This window comes from Sphingopyxis sp. HIX (genome assembly GCF_001468285.1).
Lineage (GTDB): Bacteria > Pseudomonadota > Alphaproteobacteria > Sphingomonadales > Sphingomonadaceae > Sphingopyxis.
In genome coordinates this window covers 83,847-98,859 of the sequence record NZ_LNSB01000008.1, presented here as the reverse complement: position 1 = coordinate 98,859, position 15,013 = coordinate 83,847, and the positions used below count along the sequence as shown (strand labels likewise).

16 protein-coding genes are annotated in these 15,013 nt (G+C 66.0%); 7 read left to right on the top strand and 9 right to left on the bottom strand.

What is annotated here, in order from left to right; all coding sequences use genetic code 11:
* Positions 1-188: 188 nt before the first annotated feature.
* The gene (gene ahcY / locus ATE62_RS05830; RefSeq protein WP_058808720.1) at positions 189-1,604 is read right to left on the bottom strand and encodes an adenosylhomocysteinase; all 1,416 of its coding nucleotides are present in this window, start codon (positions 1,602-1,604) and stop codon (positions 189-191) included.
* A 430-nt stretch (positions 1,605-2,034) separates the two neighbouring features.
* On the opposite strand from ahcY, the gene ATE62_RS05825 reads away from it, so the two are divergent.
* Complete coding sequence (locus tag ATE62_RS05825; protein ID WP_058808719.1) at positions 2,035-2,433, top strand: hypothetical protein; 399 nt, start codon at positions 2,035-2,037, stop codon at positions 2,431-2,433.
* Between the two features lie 53 nt (positions 2,434-2,486).
* On the opposite strand, the gene ATE62_RS05820 is transcribed toward ATE62_RS05825, so the two are convergent.
* Positions 2,487-3,053 carry a YqgE/AlgH family protein gene (locus tag ATE62_RS05820; protein WP_058808718.1) on the bottom strand — a complete coding sequence of 189 codons (567 nt, stop codon included), beginning with the start codon at positions 3,051-3,053 and terminating at the stop codon, positions 2,487-2,489.
* 150 nt (positions 3,054-3,203) lie between these two features.
* Here ATE62_RS05820 and ATE62_RS05815 point away from each other — a divergent pair, with 150 nt between their 5' ends.
* The 4 genes from ATE62_RS05815 to ATE62_RS05800 all read left to right on the top strand — a co-directional run bounded on the left by ATE62_RS05815 (position 3,204) and on the right by ATE62_RS05800 (position 7,124).
* Entirely contained in the window at positions 3,204-3,686 is a 483-nt protein-coding gene (locus tag ATE62_RS05815) for a peroxiredoxin (protein ID WP_058808736.1), read from the top strand.
* A gap of 69 nt (positions 3,687-3,755) precedes the next feature.
* Positions 3,756-5,240 (top strand): AMP nucleosidase, encoded by a 1,485-nt coding sequence (locus ATE62_RS05810; protein WP_058808717.1) that lies wholly within the window; start codon positions 3,756-3,758, stop codon positions 5,238-5,240.
* Between the two features lie 28 nt (positions 5,241-5,268).
* Positions 5,269-6,033 (top strand): SDR family NAD(P)-dependent oxidoreductase, encoded by a 765-nt coding sequence (locus ATE62_RS05805; RefSeq protein WP_058808716.1) that lies wholly within the window; start codon positions 5,269-5,271, stop codon positions 6,031-6,033.
* A gap of 218 nt (positions 6,034-6,251) precedes the next feature.
* The gene (locus ATE62_RS05800) at positions 6,252-7,124 is read left to right on the top strand and encodes an OmpA family protein (protein WP_058808715.1); all 873 of its coding nucleotides are present in this window, start codon (positions 6,252-6,254) and stop codon (positions 7,122-7,124) included.
* 157 nt (positions 7,125-7,281) lie between these two features.
* On the opposite strand, the gene ATE62_RS05795 is transcribed toward ATE62_RS05800, so the two are convergent.
* The 3 genes from ATE62_RS05795 to ATE62_RS05785 form a co-directional block, all read right to left on the bottom strand.
* Complete coding sequence (locus ATE62_RS05795) at positions 7,282-8,160, bottom strand: SDR family NAD(P)-dependent oxidoreductase (protein ID WP_058818457.1); 879 nt, start codon at positions 8,158-8,160, stop codon at positions 7,282-7,284.
* 86 nt (positions 8,161-8,246) lie between these two features.
* Positions 8,247-8,843, bottom strand: coding sequence for a TetR/AcrR family transcriptional regulator (locus ATE62_RS23555; protein WP_058808713.1), 597 nt, complete (start codon positions 8,841-8,843; stop codon positions 8,247-8,249).
* 271 nt (positions 8,844-9,114) lie between these two features.
* Complete coding sequence (locus tag ATE62_RS05785; protein WP_156420581.1) at positions 9,115-9,921, bottom strand: SDR family NAD(P)-dependent oxidoreductase; 807 nt, start codon at positions 9,919-9,921, stop codon at positions 9,115-9,117.
* Between the two features lie 82 nt (positions 9,922-10,003).
* On the opposite strand from ATE62_RS05785, the gene ATE62_RS05780 reads away from it, so the two are divergent.
* Positions 10,004-10,441 (top strand): winged helix-turn-helix transcriptional regulator, encoded by a 438-nt coding sequence (locus ATE62_RS05780; protein ID WP_197411699.1) that lies wholly within the window; start codon positions 10,004-10,006, stop codon positions 10,439-10,441.
* Positions 10,442-10,455: 14 nt separating this feature from the next.
* Here the strand turns inward: ATE62_RS05780 and ATE62_RS05775 are convergent, their stop codons facing one another.
* Both ATE62_RS05775 and ATE62_RS05770 read right to left on the bottom strand, forming a co-directional pair.
* On the bottom strand, positions 10,456-11,277 hold the full coding sequence (locus tag ATE62_RS05775) for a hypothetical protein (RefSeq protein ID WP_058808710.1): 822 nt from the start codon (positions 11,275-11,277) through the stop codon (positions 10,456-10,458).
* A gap of 121 nt (positions 11,278-11,398) precedes the next feature.
* Positions 11,399-11,881, bottom strand: coding sequence for an SRPBCC family protein (locus ATE62_RS05770; RefSeq protein WP_058808709.1), 483 nt, complete (start codon positions 11,879-11,881; stop codon positions 11,399-11,401).
* 48 nt (positions 11,882-11,929) lie between these two features.
* On the opposite strand from ATE62_RS05770, the gene ATE62_RS05765 reads away from it, so the two are divergent.
* Positions 11,930-12,262, top strand: coding sequence for an ArsR/SmtB family transcription factor (locus tag ATE62_RS05765; RefSeq protein ID WP_058808708.1), 333 nt, complete (start codon positions 11,930-11,932; stop codon positions 12,260-12,262).
* A 4-nt stretch (positions 12,263-12,266) separates the two neighbouring features.
* Here ATE62_RS05765 and ATE62_RS05760 read toward each other — a convergent pair whose 3' ends face one another.
* Both ATE62_RS05760 and ATE62_RS05755 read right to left on the bottom strand, forming a co-directional pair.
* Positions 12,267-13,106 carry a hypothetical protein gene (locus tag ATE62_RS05760; protein WP_156420580.1) on the bottom strand — a complete coding sequence of 280 codons (840 nt, stop codon included), beginning with the start codon at positions 13,104-13,106 and terminating at the stop codon, positions 12,267-12,269.
* Positions 13,103-14,953, bottom strand: a complete 1,851-nt coding sequence (locus tag ATE62_RS05755) for a M2 family metallopeptidase (protein ID WP_058808706.1) — start codon at positions 14,951-14,953, stop codon at positions 13,103-13,105. Before ATE62_RS05755 ends, ATE62_RS05760 begins: the two co-directional genes overlap by 4 nt.
* Between the last annotated feature and the right edge of the window lie 60 nt (positions 14,954-15,013).

Here is a 15,013-nt window from a genome sequence, read left to right as displayed (position 1 = left end):
ATGTCATAGCGAAACGGCGCACTACATCTTCCGATGAGCGCGCCGTCCACAGTTTCGTCCGAGTTTCCGCGATGCGGAAACGCTGCGGCACCGGCCCACTCCCCCACCCGGCCTCCACGACGATAGTAGCCTATGGGAGGCCGGGTGGGGGAGTGGGCCGGTGCCGCCTTCGCCGTCAGGCGAAGAAATCAGTACCGATAATGATCGGGCTTGAACGGGCCCTCGACCGGCACGCCGATATAATCGGCCTGCTTCTTGGTCAGCTTCGACAGATGCACGCCCAGCTTTTCGAGGTGCAGCGCCGCGACCTTCTCGTCGAGATGCTTCGGCAGGACGTAGACGTCGTTGTTATACTGCTCGCTGCGCGTCCACAGTTCGATCTGCGCGAGCGTCTGGTTGGTGAAGCTCGCCGACATCACGAACGACGGGTGGCCGGTCGCGTTGCCGAGGTTCACGAGACGACCCTTCGACAGGATGATGATCTGCTTGCCGTCGGGGAATTCGACCAGGTCGACCTGCGGCTTCACTTCGGTCCACTTGTAATTGGCGAGCGCCGCGATCTGGATCTCGCTGTCGAAGTGGCCGATGTTGCAGACGATCGCCATATTCTTCATCGCCGCCATATGCTCGGCGGTGATGACGTCGGCGTTGCCGGTCGCGGTGACGAAGATGTCCGAACGCTGGACGGCCTCGTCCATCGACACGACCTCGAAGCCTTCCATCGCCGCCTGCAGCGCGCAGATCGGGTCGATTTCGGTGACGAGCACGCGCGCGCCGCCGTTGCGGAGCGACTGGGCGCTGCCCTTGCCGACGTCGCCGAAGCCGGCGACGGTCGCGACCTTGCCCGCCAGCATCACGTCGGTGCCGCGGCGGATTGCGTCGACGAGCGATTCCTTGCAGCCATAGAGGTTGTCGAACTTCGACTTGGTGACGCTGTCGTTGACGTTGATCGCGGGGAAGGGCAGCTCGCCCTTCTTGGCGATGTGGTACAGGCGGTGAACGCCGGTCGTCGTTTCTTCCGACACGCCCTTGATCGCCTTGACGGTCTTGGTGAGATAGCCCGGATTGGCCGCGACAAACGCCTTCAGCGCGCGCTGCATCTCGATCTCTTCCTCATTCTCGGGCGCCGGCATGGTTTCGCCGGCCTCGAGCTTCGCGCCCCACAGCGCGAACATCGTGGCGTCGCCGCCGTCGTCGAGAATCAGGTTGCACGTCGTGCCGTCTTCGACGCCCCAGTCGAAGATGCGGCCGACATAGTCCCAATAATCGGCGAGGCTTTCGCCCTTCACCGCGAATACCGGCACGCCCGACGCGGCGATCGCGGCGGCGGCATGGTCCTGTGTCGAGAAGATGTTGCACGTCGCCCAACGCACTTCGGCGCCGAGCGCGGTCAGCGTCTCGATCAGCACTGCGGTCTGGATCGTCATGTGCAGCGAGCCGACGATCTTCGCGCCCTTGAGTGGCTGTGCGGCGCCGAACTCGCTGCGCAGCGCCATCAGGCCCGGCATTTCGGTTTCGGCGATGTTGATTTCCTTGCGCCCGAAATCGGCGAGGCTGATGTCGGCAACGACATAATCGCGGGTGTCGGCGGCGAGAGTGGCCACGGGGGATTCTCCATTTTTGGCAATACGACCGCAGGCGAGCGGCCACGAAATAATCGCGCGCGCCCTAGCCCAAAGCGCCGCCGGGATCAAATATAAACTTTTCTTTATATCGCATGTCCGGCGCGCTTCGCCGAGCGCCGGCGCGCGCTGTAAGGCTGCCGCGAATCCCGCACCACGGGCACGGCCCAAGCGCCGCAAAACCGCGCGGCGGCGAAAATAAATTTTCGGCGGGCGCAATTGTGACAATTCGCGTGTCCCGAATGTGACAGCGAGTCGCCGTGGCCAAGATTCTGAAAATCCTGACTTATAATGCGCCTTAGCGATTAGCTTAATTTCGGTTTGTGACAGCCGTGTTACAAATAGCTCGAAATATTGACTTTTCTTTGGAGCAGGCAGAAAATCCTCCCAAGTTTTCGGGGAGATACCACAGATGAAAAAAATCCTGCTGCCGCTCGTCGCCCTTGCTCTTGCGACCCCTGCCGGCGCGCAATCGATCATCGTCGTGACGGGTCCGCAGGCCGATTCGGAAGCGCTGCCCGTCGCCTATGCCGAGCTCAAGGCGGGCGACAACCGCGCCGCGGTGGCCAAGCTGACCGGCGAGAGCAAGCTCGACGCGCGCGACCCGTCGCGGCTGATCAACCTCGGCACCGCTTATGCTCGTCTGGGTCGCACCGACGAGGCCGCCGCCGCCTACACCGCCGCGCTGGGCAGCCCGATCCGCTACGATCTCGAACTCGCCAGCGGCCGCTACGTCGACTCGCGCTGGGCCGCACGCACCGCGCTCGCCAACCTCAACGAGGGCCGCCCGCTGCTCGCGCTGGCGCAGTAAGTCATTCCGTCGCCCCCGCGAAAGTGGGGGCGACGTGTTCTCGGCCGAGTGGTTTAAGCCTCGCCGCCCTCGGTCGTCAGCAACCGCGCATCGATCCCCGCCTCGGCGAACGCCGCCTGCCAGCGCTCCTCGGGCGGCGTATCGAACAGCAGCGCATCGCTGCCCGGCGTCACATGCCAGCCGTGGCGCACCATCTCGTCCTCGAGCTGCCCGCCCGCCCATCCGGCATAACCCAGCGCGACGAGCCAGCGCGACGGGCCGCGCCCTTCGCCGATCGCGCGGAGGATGTCGTGCGAGCTCGACACCGTCCAGCGCCCCGCGACCTCGATCGCGCCCTCGCCGCCCCAGTCGCTGCTGTGCAGCACGAAGCCGCGCGACTGCTCGACCGGACCGCCGAGGAACACCGGCATGTCGAGCGGAACGCCGTCGTGCGCGATCTCGAGCTGGTCGAGCACCGCACCGACGGTCATGCCGCCGATCGGGTCGGAAATGCCGATCCCCATCGCACCATCCTCGTCGTGGCTGATCATCGCGATCACCGAATGCTCGAAGCGCGGGTCGCCGATTCCGGGCAAAGCCAGCAGCAGCTGGCCGGTGAACCAGGGAGGCGCGCTATCCATGCTCCCGTCTTGCCCCGCGGGGCGTTCGGGGTCCAGTCCTTTACCTGCTTTCTCCACTGCCCGATTTCCTCCGTCGCGCTTGACTCCGGCCCGCCGCCAACCAATGTCTGCGCCGATCCAAATCCCCTCAAACCAAAAAGGATGCCGAAAATGACGATCCAGACCGGAGATACGCTGCCCGAAACGACGCTGGTCAAGGTGACCGAAAACGGTCCCGAACAGGTCAGCACCGCCGATTATTTCAAGGGCCGCAAGGTCGCGCTCTTCTCCGTCCCCGGCGCCTTCACCCCGACCTGCTCGGCCAAGCACCTGCCGGGCTTCGTCGACAAGGCCGACGAGCTCAAGGCCAAGGGCATCGACGAGATCGTCTGCACCGCGGTCAACGACGCCTTCGTCATGGGCGCGTGGGGCAAGAATGGCGATGCGGGCGGCGCGGTGACGATGCTCGCCGACGGCAATGGCGATTTCGCCGAAGCCGTGGGCCTGACCATGGACGGCAAGGCGTTCGGCATGGGCAAGCGCGGCCAGCGCTTCTCGATGATCGTCAACGACGGCGTCGTCGAACAGCTCAACGTCGAAGCGCCCGGCGAATTCAAGGTGTCGAGCGCCGACCATATGCTGGAACAGCTCTGAGATTTTGGGGGCGGCCCCGCCGCGGGCCGCCCCTTCCCTTTTGTCACAATTTCGTGCAACAGCGTCGCGATGACATCCTCATCGCAAAACCAGAACATCGCCGATCCCGCCGCCCTCGTCGAAGGGATCATCGCCGAGCTGCAGACCCGCTTCCGTACCTCGGTCTCCAATCTGAAATCGGCGATCGCCGCCTATGTCCACGACGGCACGCTGCCGCCCGCCGACGCCGCCGCGACCGGCCTCTTCGACTATCCCGCGATCCGCCTCACCACCACCGGCGAACAGCGCGAGGGGCAGAAGGGGCACAACCTCTCCTTCGGCCGCTTCGAGCGCGCGGGGGTGTTCGAAACCACGGTCACCCGCCCCGACCTCTTCGCCGATTATCTCCGCGATCAGCTCACCCTGCTCGCGCGGCATTACGACATCGAGATCGAGGTCACGCGCACCGGGCAGCAGATCCCCTTCCCCTATGTGCTCGACGCCAGCGACGGGTCGGACATGGGCCGCGTCACTCCGCTCGAACTCGCGCGCCATTTCCCGACCACCGAACTCGCCGACATCGGCGACGAGCTCGCCGACGGGCTGTTCGGTGCCGACCCCGCGGCGTCGCAGCCGCTCGCGCTGTTCGATGCGCTGCGCACCGACTTCTCGCTCGCACGCCTCCGCCATTACACCGGCACCGCGCCCGAGCATTTCCAGCGCTACATCCTCTTCACCAACTACCACCGTTACGTCGACGAATTCGTCGCCTGGGCGGGGGCGCAGGTCGGCCAGGGCCGCTACACCGCGCTCGCGGGCGCCGCTGGGCTCTATGTCGACCAGCCGGGCGTCAACGCCAGCGCGCTCGTCGCCGACAGCGCGTGGCGGCGGCACCAGATGCCCGCCTATCACCTGATCGCCCCCGACGGCGGCGGCATCACCCTCGTCAATATCGGCGTCGGCCCGTCGAACGCCAAGACGATCTGCGACCATCTTGCGGTGCTGCGCCCCGAGGCGTGGCTGATGATCGGCCACTGCGGCGGGCTCCGCCCCAGCCAGCGCATCGGCGATTACGTCCTCGCGCACGCGTACCTCCGCGACGATCATATCCTCGACGCCGTCCTCCCCGTCGCCATCCCGATCCCGCCGATCGCCGAGGTGCAGGTCGCGCTCGCGACCGCTGCCGAAGCGGTGTCGGGCGCGACGGGCGCCGACCTCAAGAAACGCATGCGCACCGGCACCGTCGTCACGACCGACGACCGCAACTGGGAGCTGCGCTACACCGACTCGGCGCTCCGCTTCTCGCAGTCGCGCGCGATCGGCATCGACATGGAGTCCGCCACCATCGCCGCGCAGGGTTACCGCTTCCGCGTCCCCTACGGCACCCTGCTCTGCGTCAGCGACAAGCCGCTCCACGGCGAGCTCAAGCTCCCCGGCCAGGCGAACCGCTTCTACGAGGAAGCGATCGCCGCGCATCTCCAGATCGGCATCCGCGCGTGCGAGACGATGCGCGACGAGGGCGCCAAGCTCCACAGCCGCAAACTCCGCGCCTTCAACGAACCGCCGTTCAGATGAACGGCGGGGGCAACGAGCCGCCCTTCCGGTGATCGCGCGCTCGCGCTCCATCGCCGGCCGCGTCGCGATCGTCACCGGCGCCGCGAGCGGCATGGGCCGCGCGACCGCGCTGCTGCTCGCAAGCGAAGGCGCAAAGGTCGCGGTGACCGACCTCGACCTCGCCGCCTGCGAGACCGTCGCCGCCGAAGCCGGCCCGAACGCCAAGGCCTTCGCGCTCGACGTCGCCGACGGCGAAGCGATCAAGCGCGTCGTTACAAAGATCGCCGAAAGCTTCGGCGGCATCGATATCCTGATCAACAACGCCGGCGTCTCCAGCTTCGCGCCGCTCGATGCCGAGGACGAATATGACGCGATCTGGCACCGCGCGCTCGCGGTGATGCTGACCGCGCACCAGCGCATGGTCCGCGCCGCGCTGCCGTACCTCCGCAAAAGCGACGCCGCGCGCATCGTCAACATCGCCTCGACCGAAGGGCTTGGCGCGACCCCCGGCGACACGCCTTATGTGGCCGCCAAGACCGGCGTCACCGGGCTGACGCGGGGCCTCGCGGTCGACCTCGGCAAGGAGGGCATCACGGTCAACTGCATCTGCCCCGGCCCGATCCGCACCGGCATGACCGACAAGGTGCCCGAAGAGGATAAGGCGGTCTTCGCCAAGCGCCGCACCGCGCTTCGCCGCTATGGCGAGCCCGAGGAGGTCGCGCATGTGACGCTGAGCCTCGTCCTCCCGGCCGCCAGCTATATCACCGGCGCTGTGATCCCGGTCGACGGCGGGCTCATGGCGCGCAACGCCTGAGCACGACAAAAAGCACGCAAAACCGGGTTTTTGCGCGGTATCGGCGATATCAACCATACGAATCCACAAAAGCGTCATATGTTGCACGGCTCGCCGCGCGATGCGCTCGTATCACCCCGCTCCTGCGCCCCCTCGCTGAACTTTTGCCCCACCGCAAAGGTTGACGCGAAGATCATGGGCAAGGGCCAGTCCGGCCCGATTTTTCGAAGGAGCAATATATGAAGGCCATTTCCCGCAGTCCGAAATTCCTGCTGACCATCGCCATGCTGGCCAGCACCGCATCGATCGGCGTCGCGGCGCAGGACACCACCGAAGCCGAGCCGATGGCGACGGTCTACGGCCAGCTGCCGACCCCCGACCAGATGACCAAGGGCCCCAAGGTCGAAGGCATCATCGCCAAGCGCACCGACGGCCGCATCCACGTCGTCACCGCCGATGGCGCCACCCAGAGCGTCGCCATCGCCGATTATACCAAGATCAAGTCGAGCGGCGGCTTCCTCGGCCTCAGCACCAACAAGCTCGCCGCGGGCTCGCTGCTCAACGGCCTGCCGGTGACCATCGACACCTATCAGTGGGACGGCGGCCTCGTCGCCAACCAGGTCGCGCTCAAGAACAAGGATCTGCGCACCGCGTCGATGATCTACACCGGCACCGACCAGCGCTTCGCCGAACAGACCGCCGCGACCGAGGCGCTGCGCGGCCGCGTCGGCGACATCGACCAGTATAATGTGAAGGCGACGACCAACGTCAATTTCGACACCGGCAAGGCTGTGCTGTCCGAACAGGCTAAGGCCGACCTCTGTGCCGCGGCGAACCAGGCCAACAGCACGGAAAACGCGCTGATCCTCGTCGTCGGCTACACCGACTCGACCGGCAGCCAGGAACTGAACCAGACGCTCAGCGAAAAGCGCGCGAGCGGCGTGGTCAATTATCTGCAGCAGGCGTGCGGCTGGAAGCCCTATCGCATGCTGACCCCGACCGGCATGGCCGAAGCCGATCCCGCGGCGGACAATACCACCCCCGAAGGCAAGGCGCAGAACCGCCGCGTCGCGGTGAACATCCTCGTCAGCAAGGCTGTCGACGGAATCTGAAACAGGCGGGGTGGGTGAGAGCCCACCCCACGTTTTCAAGATCGCTGCAAATGAACGTCACCCCGGGCTCGACCCGGGGTCCCGCTTTCCGGAAGCCGAGAGCGGGACCCCGGATCAAGTCCGGGGTGACGCATAAGCATGAGGGCCGACTGCGGCGCTACGCCTTCGCCAAACCCAGCAACCTCTCGCAATCGTCCCATAATTTTGCGCACGCCGCATCGTCGCGCGCCAGCGCCGACGGCTCGATCCGTTTCAGCGCGGGATTGCGCACCGACCAATAATCGCCATGCGCCCCGGCATAGGCCGGCCCCGCCGCCAGCGCCGCGAGATACTCGCCCGACTTCGCCACCGTGCTCTTGCGGTCGCGCTTCATCGTCAGCGGCAGGATCAGGCTGACCAGCGACGACAGGATTTTCCCGCTCGACCGCGCCAGCCCGGTCCAGGGCACATAGCCCGGATCAAAGCTCATCGCCGCGAGGTCGGGGCGCCGACGCGCGAGTTCGCGCGCGGTCATGATATTGGCGAGCTTCGACGAACTATAGGCGCGAAAGGCCTGCGACCGTGCGCCTTTGGGCAGCGTCGGGTCGCGATCGGGAAAGGCCAGCCATTCGGCATTGGCATGCGCCGGCGGCGTGACCATCGTCCCTTCTTCGGGATCGTGCGTCCCGCTTCCGGTCAATATCACCCGCACGCCGGGCGCGAGCTGGGGCAGCAGGCGGCAGAGCAGCCGGAAATGCGCGAGCTGGTTGACCGCGAAGGTCCGCTCATAGCCCTCGGCGCCCGTCTCGAGCGCCGCGGTCTGCAGCCCCGCGTTGAGCACGAGCGCATCGATCGCCGGCCCCTTGGCGACCGCATCGCCGAAGGTATCGACCGACGCAAAATCGTCGAGGTCGAGCGGCAGCGCCATGGCATTCCAGCCGGGAACGACCGCATCGGGCCGCCGCGCGCCGATCGTCAGCCTATGTCCCTCCGCCGCCAGCCGCCCGGCGGCATTGGCGCCGAACCCCGATGTCGCGCCGGTCATGACAATATGCATCGCTCGCTTCTCCGTATAGGTTGGTTGACCAACCAAATAATCGGGCGGGCGCCATGATGCAAGAGGGTGGCGCGGAAGATTCGGAATCAGTCCTTCTGGTCGAGGCTTGCGCGCATGCCGCGGACCCATTCGGCCATCGCCTCGCGCATGGGAAAATCGGGCTGCGACAGCCACGCCAGCATCAGTCCCTCGAACCCCGCCTTGCTCAGCCGCGCGCGCAGCAGGTCGATGGCGATCGGCTCGCGGCGCCCTGCGCCCGCTGCGAAGATGCGCGCGAGCCGCCCGCGCGCCTCGGCATTGCCGGCCTCCAGCCGCGCGGCGAGCCCCGCATCGTTCATCGCGCGCACCCCGAGCGACAGCCGCACGCGGAACAGGTCGCGATGCGCGTCGAGATTGGCGGCGGCATCGGCGATATAGGCGTCGAGCAACGTCTCGGGCGGATAGGCGGCGATCAGCGCATCGAGGCCGGCGATATACTGGTCCGACGCCGCCGCGACCGCGGCTTCGAGCAGCGCGTCCTTGCTCGCAAAATGATAATGGAGCAGCCCCGGATTGACCCCCGCCTCGGCGGCGATCGACTTGACGTTGGTGTCGGCGAGCCCGTCGCGTGCCACCGCCCGAAACGCCGCCGCGATCAGCTTGTCGCGCGTGCCGCTACCGGCCGGGGTCTTCTTGCTCGCCATGCGCGTGCGATAGGGCCGGCGGCGGGGTTGGGCAAGGTTGGGTCGGCTTTGGGGTGGGGAGCCCGAAACCAGCCGCCGCAAAAACCGCTTTCCTAATAAATCCCGCCATGATCTACCCTGCCGGATGACGCCCATGCCCACCCGCAGCGCCACGCGCCGACCACGATCGTCGCTAACCCTTTGTTCCCGCGCGCGATGGGGCGTCAACTTAGTCAACTTCCGCCCGAAAGCAGCCGCCTCCCCGCACCACCGGCGCGGGGAGGATCGCCGATCAAACGCCTTCGCGGACCCGGTAGCGTGCGCCGACCTCGCGCCGCGAAAGCCCCGGCCCCATCGCCAGCCGCGCGGCGTGATAGGCATCCCACTGGGCTTCGTCGGCCAGCGGCGGGATCGTCACCTCTTCGCCGCGGTCGAGCCCGAGCAGCGCCGCGTCGACCAAGTCGCCGGCGTCCATCACCATCTCGGCCGGAAAGGCGTCGATATCCTTGCCCGAGCGCTCCCAGATTTCGGTGCGCGTCGCGCCGGGGAGCACCGCCTGCACCAGCACGCCCCGGTCGCGGACGCTGTTCGCCAGCGACAGGCTGAGGTTGAGCAGGAAGGCCTTCGACCCGCTGTACACGCCCTCGAACGTCTCGGGGGCGAGCGCGAGGACCGAGGCGATATTGGCGATCGCGCCCCTGCCGCGCGCCGCAAACGCCTTGCCCGCCGCGATGGCGAGCCGCGCCGCGGCGGTGATGTTGAGCGCGATGATCGTCTGGATCTCGGCCGCGCTATTTTCGAGCGTGCCGCCGTTCAGCGACATGCCGGCGTTGTTCACGAAGAGCGTGATCGCGGCATCGTCGATCAGCCGTTGCTCGATCCGCATCACATCGTCGCTCCTGGTGAGGTCGGCGGCGATCACATCGACCGCGATGCCATGCTCGGCGCGCAGCTTCGCGGCGAGTTCCTCCATCTGCGCGCCGTTGCGCGCAACGAGGATCAGGTCGTGCCCGCGCTTGGCGAGGCGGTCGGCGTAAACGGCGCCAAGGCCGGTCGAGGCGCCCGTGATCAGGGCCGTTCCACTGGGGATGGTCATCATATTGCTCCTTCAAAAGGCGGCCCCCGAGACATCCCGGCGTCAGTCGCTTGCAAAATGATAGTTACTCGCTCATATGGCTTCAATGGGTATGCAAGAAAATAATCTGGGCGCCTGCCCCGTCGACCGCGGGCTGATGCGCGTCGGCGACCGCTGGAGCATATTGATCCTGCGCGACATCGACCGCGGGCTGACGCGCTACGACCAGATCCGCACCAGCCTGGGCATCGCGCCGAACATCCTCGCGCGGCGGCTCGCGGCGCTCGCCGAAGCCGGGCTGATCGAAAAGCGCCGCTACAGCACACGGCCGCCGCGCGACGAATATCTGCTCACTGCGGCGGGGCGCGATTTCCTGCCGATCCTCGCGGCGATCGGCGCCTGGGGCCGCAAGCACAATGGCACCGGCGCGCTGACGCGCCAGATCGACGTAGAGACCGGGCAGGCGATCCGGCCGGTCGTGGTCGACGCGAATACGGGCGCGCCTTTGGGATCGCGCCCGCTCCGTTTCGAATATCCCGAATAGGGGCCGCGTCTCCGCTATTTGACGACGCGGCAGTCCTTCAGCCACACCTGCGAGCGCCCGCCCTCATAGCGGTCGAACATGCCGGTGAGCTCGGCATGCTTGCCGGGTTTCAGCTGCAGCGCATAGGCCGCCTGCCCCGGCGCCAGCACGCAGATCACCGCCGTGCTCGCGGTGGCGCGGCCGGGGACGATGTCGGTGAGCACGTTCGACACCATCTTCCATTCGACGCGATAATCGCCGCCGATCGTCCCGACATTGTCGACCGGGCCGTAGAGGGTATAGCTCTTGTTCTTGTAGCGCAGCGGGATCGCCGCGCTGTTCTTCTCGGCTTCGCCGGTGATGTCCTGCGAAAAGCGCAGCACGCTCATGCGCAGCGGCGCGCCCGGCGCGGTGCTCGCCTTCATGCCCTTCGCCGCGGCGGCGTCGCCCGCCTTGCCGCCCTTCAGCTGGTTCAAAATGCCGCACATCTCGGCCTTGGCCGCGGCCTCCGGCACCGACGAAGCGCCGCGCAGCTTTGCTTCCATCAGCACCGTGCCGTCGGCACCGGCCGTAAACTCGAGCGGAAAGGACCGCGCCTTCCCCGTCGCGGGCTGCTCGATGAGCATCGAGCCCGCAGCCTGGTCGGCGACGAGGATGTCATAGCCCTTCGCCGCGACGATGCCGTTGAGTTGCCCCACCGCGCTCGCGGGCGACATGTTCGCGACCTGCACGCTCGCAGTGAAGCGCAGCCCGGTCACCGGATTGCCCTTCTTGGCGAAACTTTCCTCGCAGGTGGCGGCCTGGGCGGCGGTGGAAGCGCCCATCAGAAGCGCGGCGGTCAGGATGAAACGATGCACAAATCCTCCCTCTTGTCGTCGGGCGGTCGATGCCGCCGACGCCGGGCTATCGGGAGATTGTGGCAAAGCTTTGTCACGCTAGGTATAATTCGGCACGATGCTCGGGCGGCGGAGGCCGCGCCTATTTGTACATGCCCTCGCGCAGGTTGATGCCATGCTCGATCCAGACCTTGAGCGCACACAGCATCTGCGACCAACCCTGGCAATTGCCGTAGGAAGCGCTGAGCGCCCCCTGGTTCTCGCGCCAGCCTTCCTCGGCGATCTCGACGAGCGTGCGGCCGTCGTCGAGGCCCTTGAAGCTCATCGTCACGCGCGTGCGGTAATCGGCATCCTTGGGGTCGCTGCCCTCGACATTGTGCGCCTCACCCTCGCTGGCCTGCCATTCGAGCACGATCTTCTCGTCGGCGACGACCTCGATCACATAGACGGGGAAGGCGCCCGGAAAGTCGTGGAAGTCCCACTCGACCGTCGCGCCGGTCTCGAGCCGGCCTTTCGCGCCGCCCGTGGTGAAATAGTTCGACAGCTTCGCGGGGTCGGCGACCGCCTCGAACACCTCGTGCACCGGCTTCGCGATCCGCGCCGCCACCCGGAATTTCAGTTCCATAGCCGTTCTCCGCTTGAGTCGCCTCCTTTTATGTTATATTTATATAACATGTCAATTCACGACCCGTTCGACGCAACCTTCAAGGCGCTCGCCTCACCGGTCCGGCGGCAGATTCTCGACGACCTGAAGGACCAGCCGCTCACGACCGGCGCGCTGTGCGGGCATTTCGCCGACATCGACCGCTGCACGGTGATGCAACATCTCAAAGTGCTGGAAGATGCCGGCCTCGTGATCGCCGAGCGCCGCGGCCGCGAGCGCTGGAACCATCTCAACGCGATGCCGATCCAGGACATCCACGACCGCTGGATCGGCCCCCACGCCGCCGCCGCGAGCGCGCGGCTGGCGCGGTTCAAGCAGTCTGTCGAAACGGCAGCGACATGATGCGCTAGGGAGCCGCCTTTTGCGCGAGCTGTTCCGCGCAGTCGTCCACCGCAGCATAGAGCGGGCTTAGCATGTCATACATGCTGCGCTGCTTCCCGATAACCGTGACGAGGCCTTTCGCCGTCCGGATATGCAACGCGTCCTCGCGCATGATCGAATGGGGTGCGGGCGCCTCTACCGGGCCATCCTTGCCCACGCCCGTCATATCGACCGCATAAGCCATGTCCTTGCCCTCGAGGCGGGACAGTTCCGCCTGCATTTGCGGGCATTGGGCCGAATCGACCAGCTCGGTCCTTATGTTGGCCCGAAGCACGGTTGCCGGTGACGGGAGTTCGGAAAAGATCCGTGCGGCATCGAGCGACCACACGTCCGAATCCGGCTCGATACCTTCGCGCCTTAGCGCGGCGACGAGCGTCGCAGGATCGAAGGATTGCCGGAAGAATTCGCCGAGCGGACTATGCTCGTCGAGTGCCGCCACCGGTATATTGACCTTGCGCAAGACGAACAGGCAGTCGTTGCGATCGACGTCCCATTGGCCCACCGCCCGGCAATAGCCGCGAATCTCGCCCGACTGATAATGGCCATAGTCGCTGAATTTCTTGTAGGTGACGATCTGGGCCTGAGGGCGATATCCGGGCCTGTCAGGGATATCCTTCATCGCATCATCGATGATCTGCCCCTTGTGGCGTTCCAGCCAGTCGGCGTAGCGCCCATAGAGCCCGACGATATTATATCCGTCGAGCGTCATCGGCAGATCGTTGCGCGGCGGCGGTGGCGGCGGCGGCGCAGCGATCGCATGGATCGCAGCGCCGCACGCCAGCATTGCCAGGGCGAGGCGCCTCACCACCCCGTCGGCTTGCCCTTGTTCTGCTCGTCGAGCCATTCCTTCAGCGGCGCGAAATATTCGGCCATCGCCTTGCCCGACATCTCGCGGCTGCCGGTGAAGGCTTCGAGCGCATCGGACCAGGGCTTCGACGCGCCCATTTCGAGCATCGCGTTCAATTTCGCGCCGACTTCCTTGTTGCCGTAGAAGGAGCAGCGGTGGAGCGGCCCCTTCCACCCCGCCTGGTCGCAGGCCGCCTTGTAGAACTGGAACTGCAGGATGCGCGCGAGGAAATAGCGGGTGTAGGGCGTGTTGCCCGGGATGTGGAATTTCGCACCCGCGTCGAAGGCCTCGGCCGGGCGCTGGCCCGGCGGGACGATGCCCTGATATTGGGTGCGCAGCTGAGTCCAGGCCTTGTTATAGTCGGCGGGCTTGATCGTGCCGTCGAACACGCCCCAGCGCCAGCGGTCGACGAGCAGGCCGAAGGGCAGGAAGGCGACCTTGTCCATCGCCTGACGCAGCAGCAGCCCGGTGTCCTTGTCGGCGCTCGGCACCTTGGCCTCGTCGAGCAGGCCGATGTCCACCAGATATTGCGGGGTGATCGACAGCGCGACGAAGTCGCCGATCGCCTCGTGGAAGCCGTCGTTCGCGCCGTTGAGGTAGAGGAAGGGCTGTTCCTTATAGGCGCGCTGGTAATAATTGTGGCCGAGTTCGTGGTGGATGGTGACGAAATCGTCGGCATTCACCTTGATGCACATCTTGATGCGGATGTCGTCCTTGTTGTCGATGTCCCACGCCGAGGCATGGCACACGACCTCGCGATCGGCGGGCTTAGTAAACATGCTGCGCTTCCAGAAGGTCTCGGGCAGCGCTTCCATGCCGAGCGACGAATAGAAATTCTCGCCGGCCTTGACCATGTCGAGCGGCCCCTTGCCCTTTTCGGTGAGCAGGTCGCCGATGTCATAGCCGAGGTCACCCGAGCCCGCGGGCGCGACGAGCGGATAGATATTGCCCCATTCCTGCGCCCACATATTGCCGAGCAGGTCGGCGCGGATCGGACCGGTCTTGGGCTGCACCGCGTCGCCATATTTCTCGTTGAGCTTCGAGCGCACATAGGTGTGCAGCGCCATATAGAGCGGCTTCACTTCCTGCCAAAGCCGCTCGGTGGTCTTGGCGAATTCCTCGGGCGGCATGTCGTAGCCCGAGCGCCACATCGCGCCGGTGTTGGCGAAGCCGAGCTCCTTCGCGCCCTCGTTGGCGATGCCGACCAGCTTGGCGTAGTCGCCCTTCATCGGCGCGCCGACATTGTCGTGCCAGCTCGTCCACATTTCGGCGAATTCGGCGGGGGTGTGCTGGAGATTGCCCATCTCGGCCTCGATGTCCGAGCCCGAGATTTCCTTGCCCTTCAGCGTGCCGCGGCCCTTGCCATATTGCGACTGGAGGTCGGTCGCGATGCGGTTGAGCTCGGTCGCGGCGCCGGGCTTGGTCGGTGCGGGAAGGACGAGGCCGTTGCGCAATATGTCGAGCTTGCGCTTGGTGTCCTCGCTGAGCCCCGGAACGCTCGCATATTTCGCGGCCTCGAGCGCGTATTTGACCGCCTTTTCGGTACCCACCGCGTTGATTCGCGAGGCCATCGCGTCGGTGTCCTCGGTCAGGTAGGTCGCGTTGACCCAGTTCACCTGGCTCGCCTCGACCGTATAGTCGAACAGATCCTTTTCGGCGGCGGCGATGAAGGCGTCTGCATCGGCTGCGGTCGGCTGCGTCGACTTGGCTGCCGCGGGCTTGTCCTTCGCCTTTCCGGCCGCCAGCGCGGGGCCGGCGAGCGCGAGCGACAGGGCGAGCGACATCGTCGAAATCATGGCTTTCATGGGGGTGCGATCCTCATCTGGTGGGGGCGCTCTATGGCGCTATGACGGCTGTTTGGACCC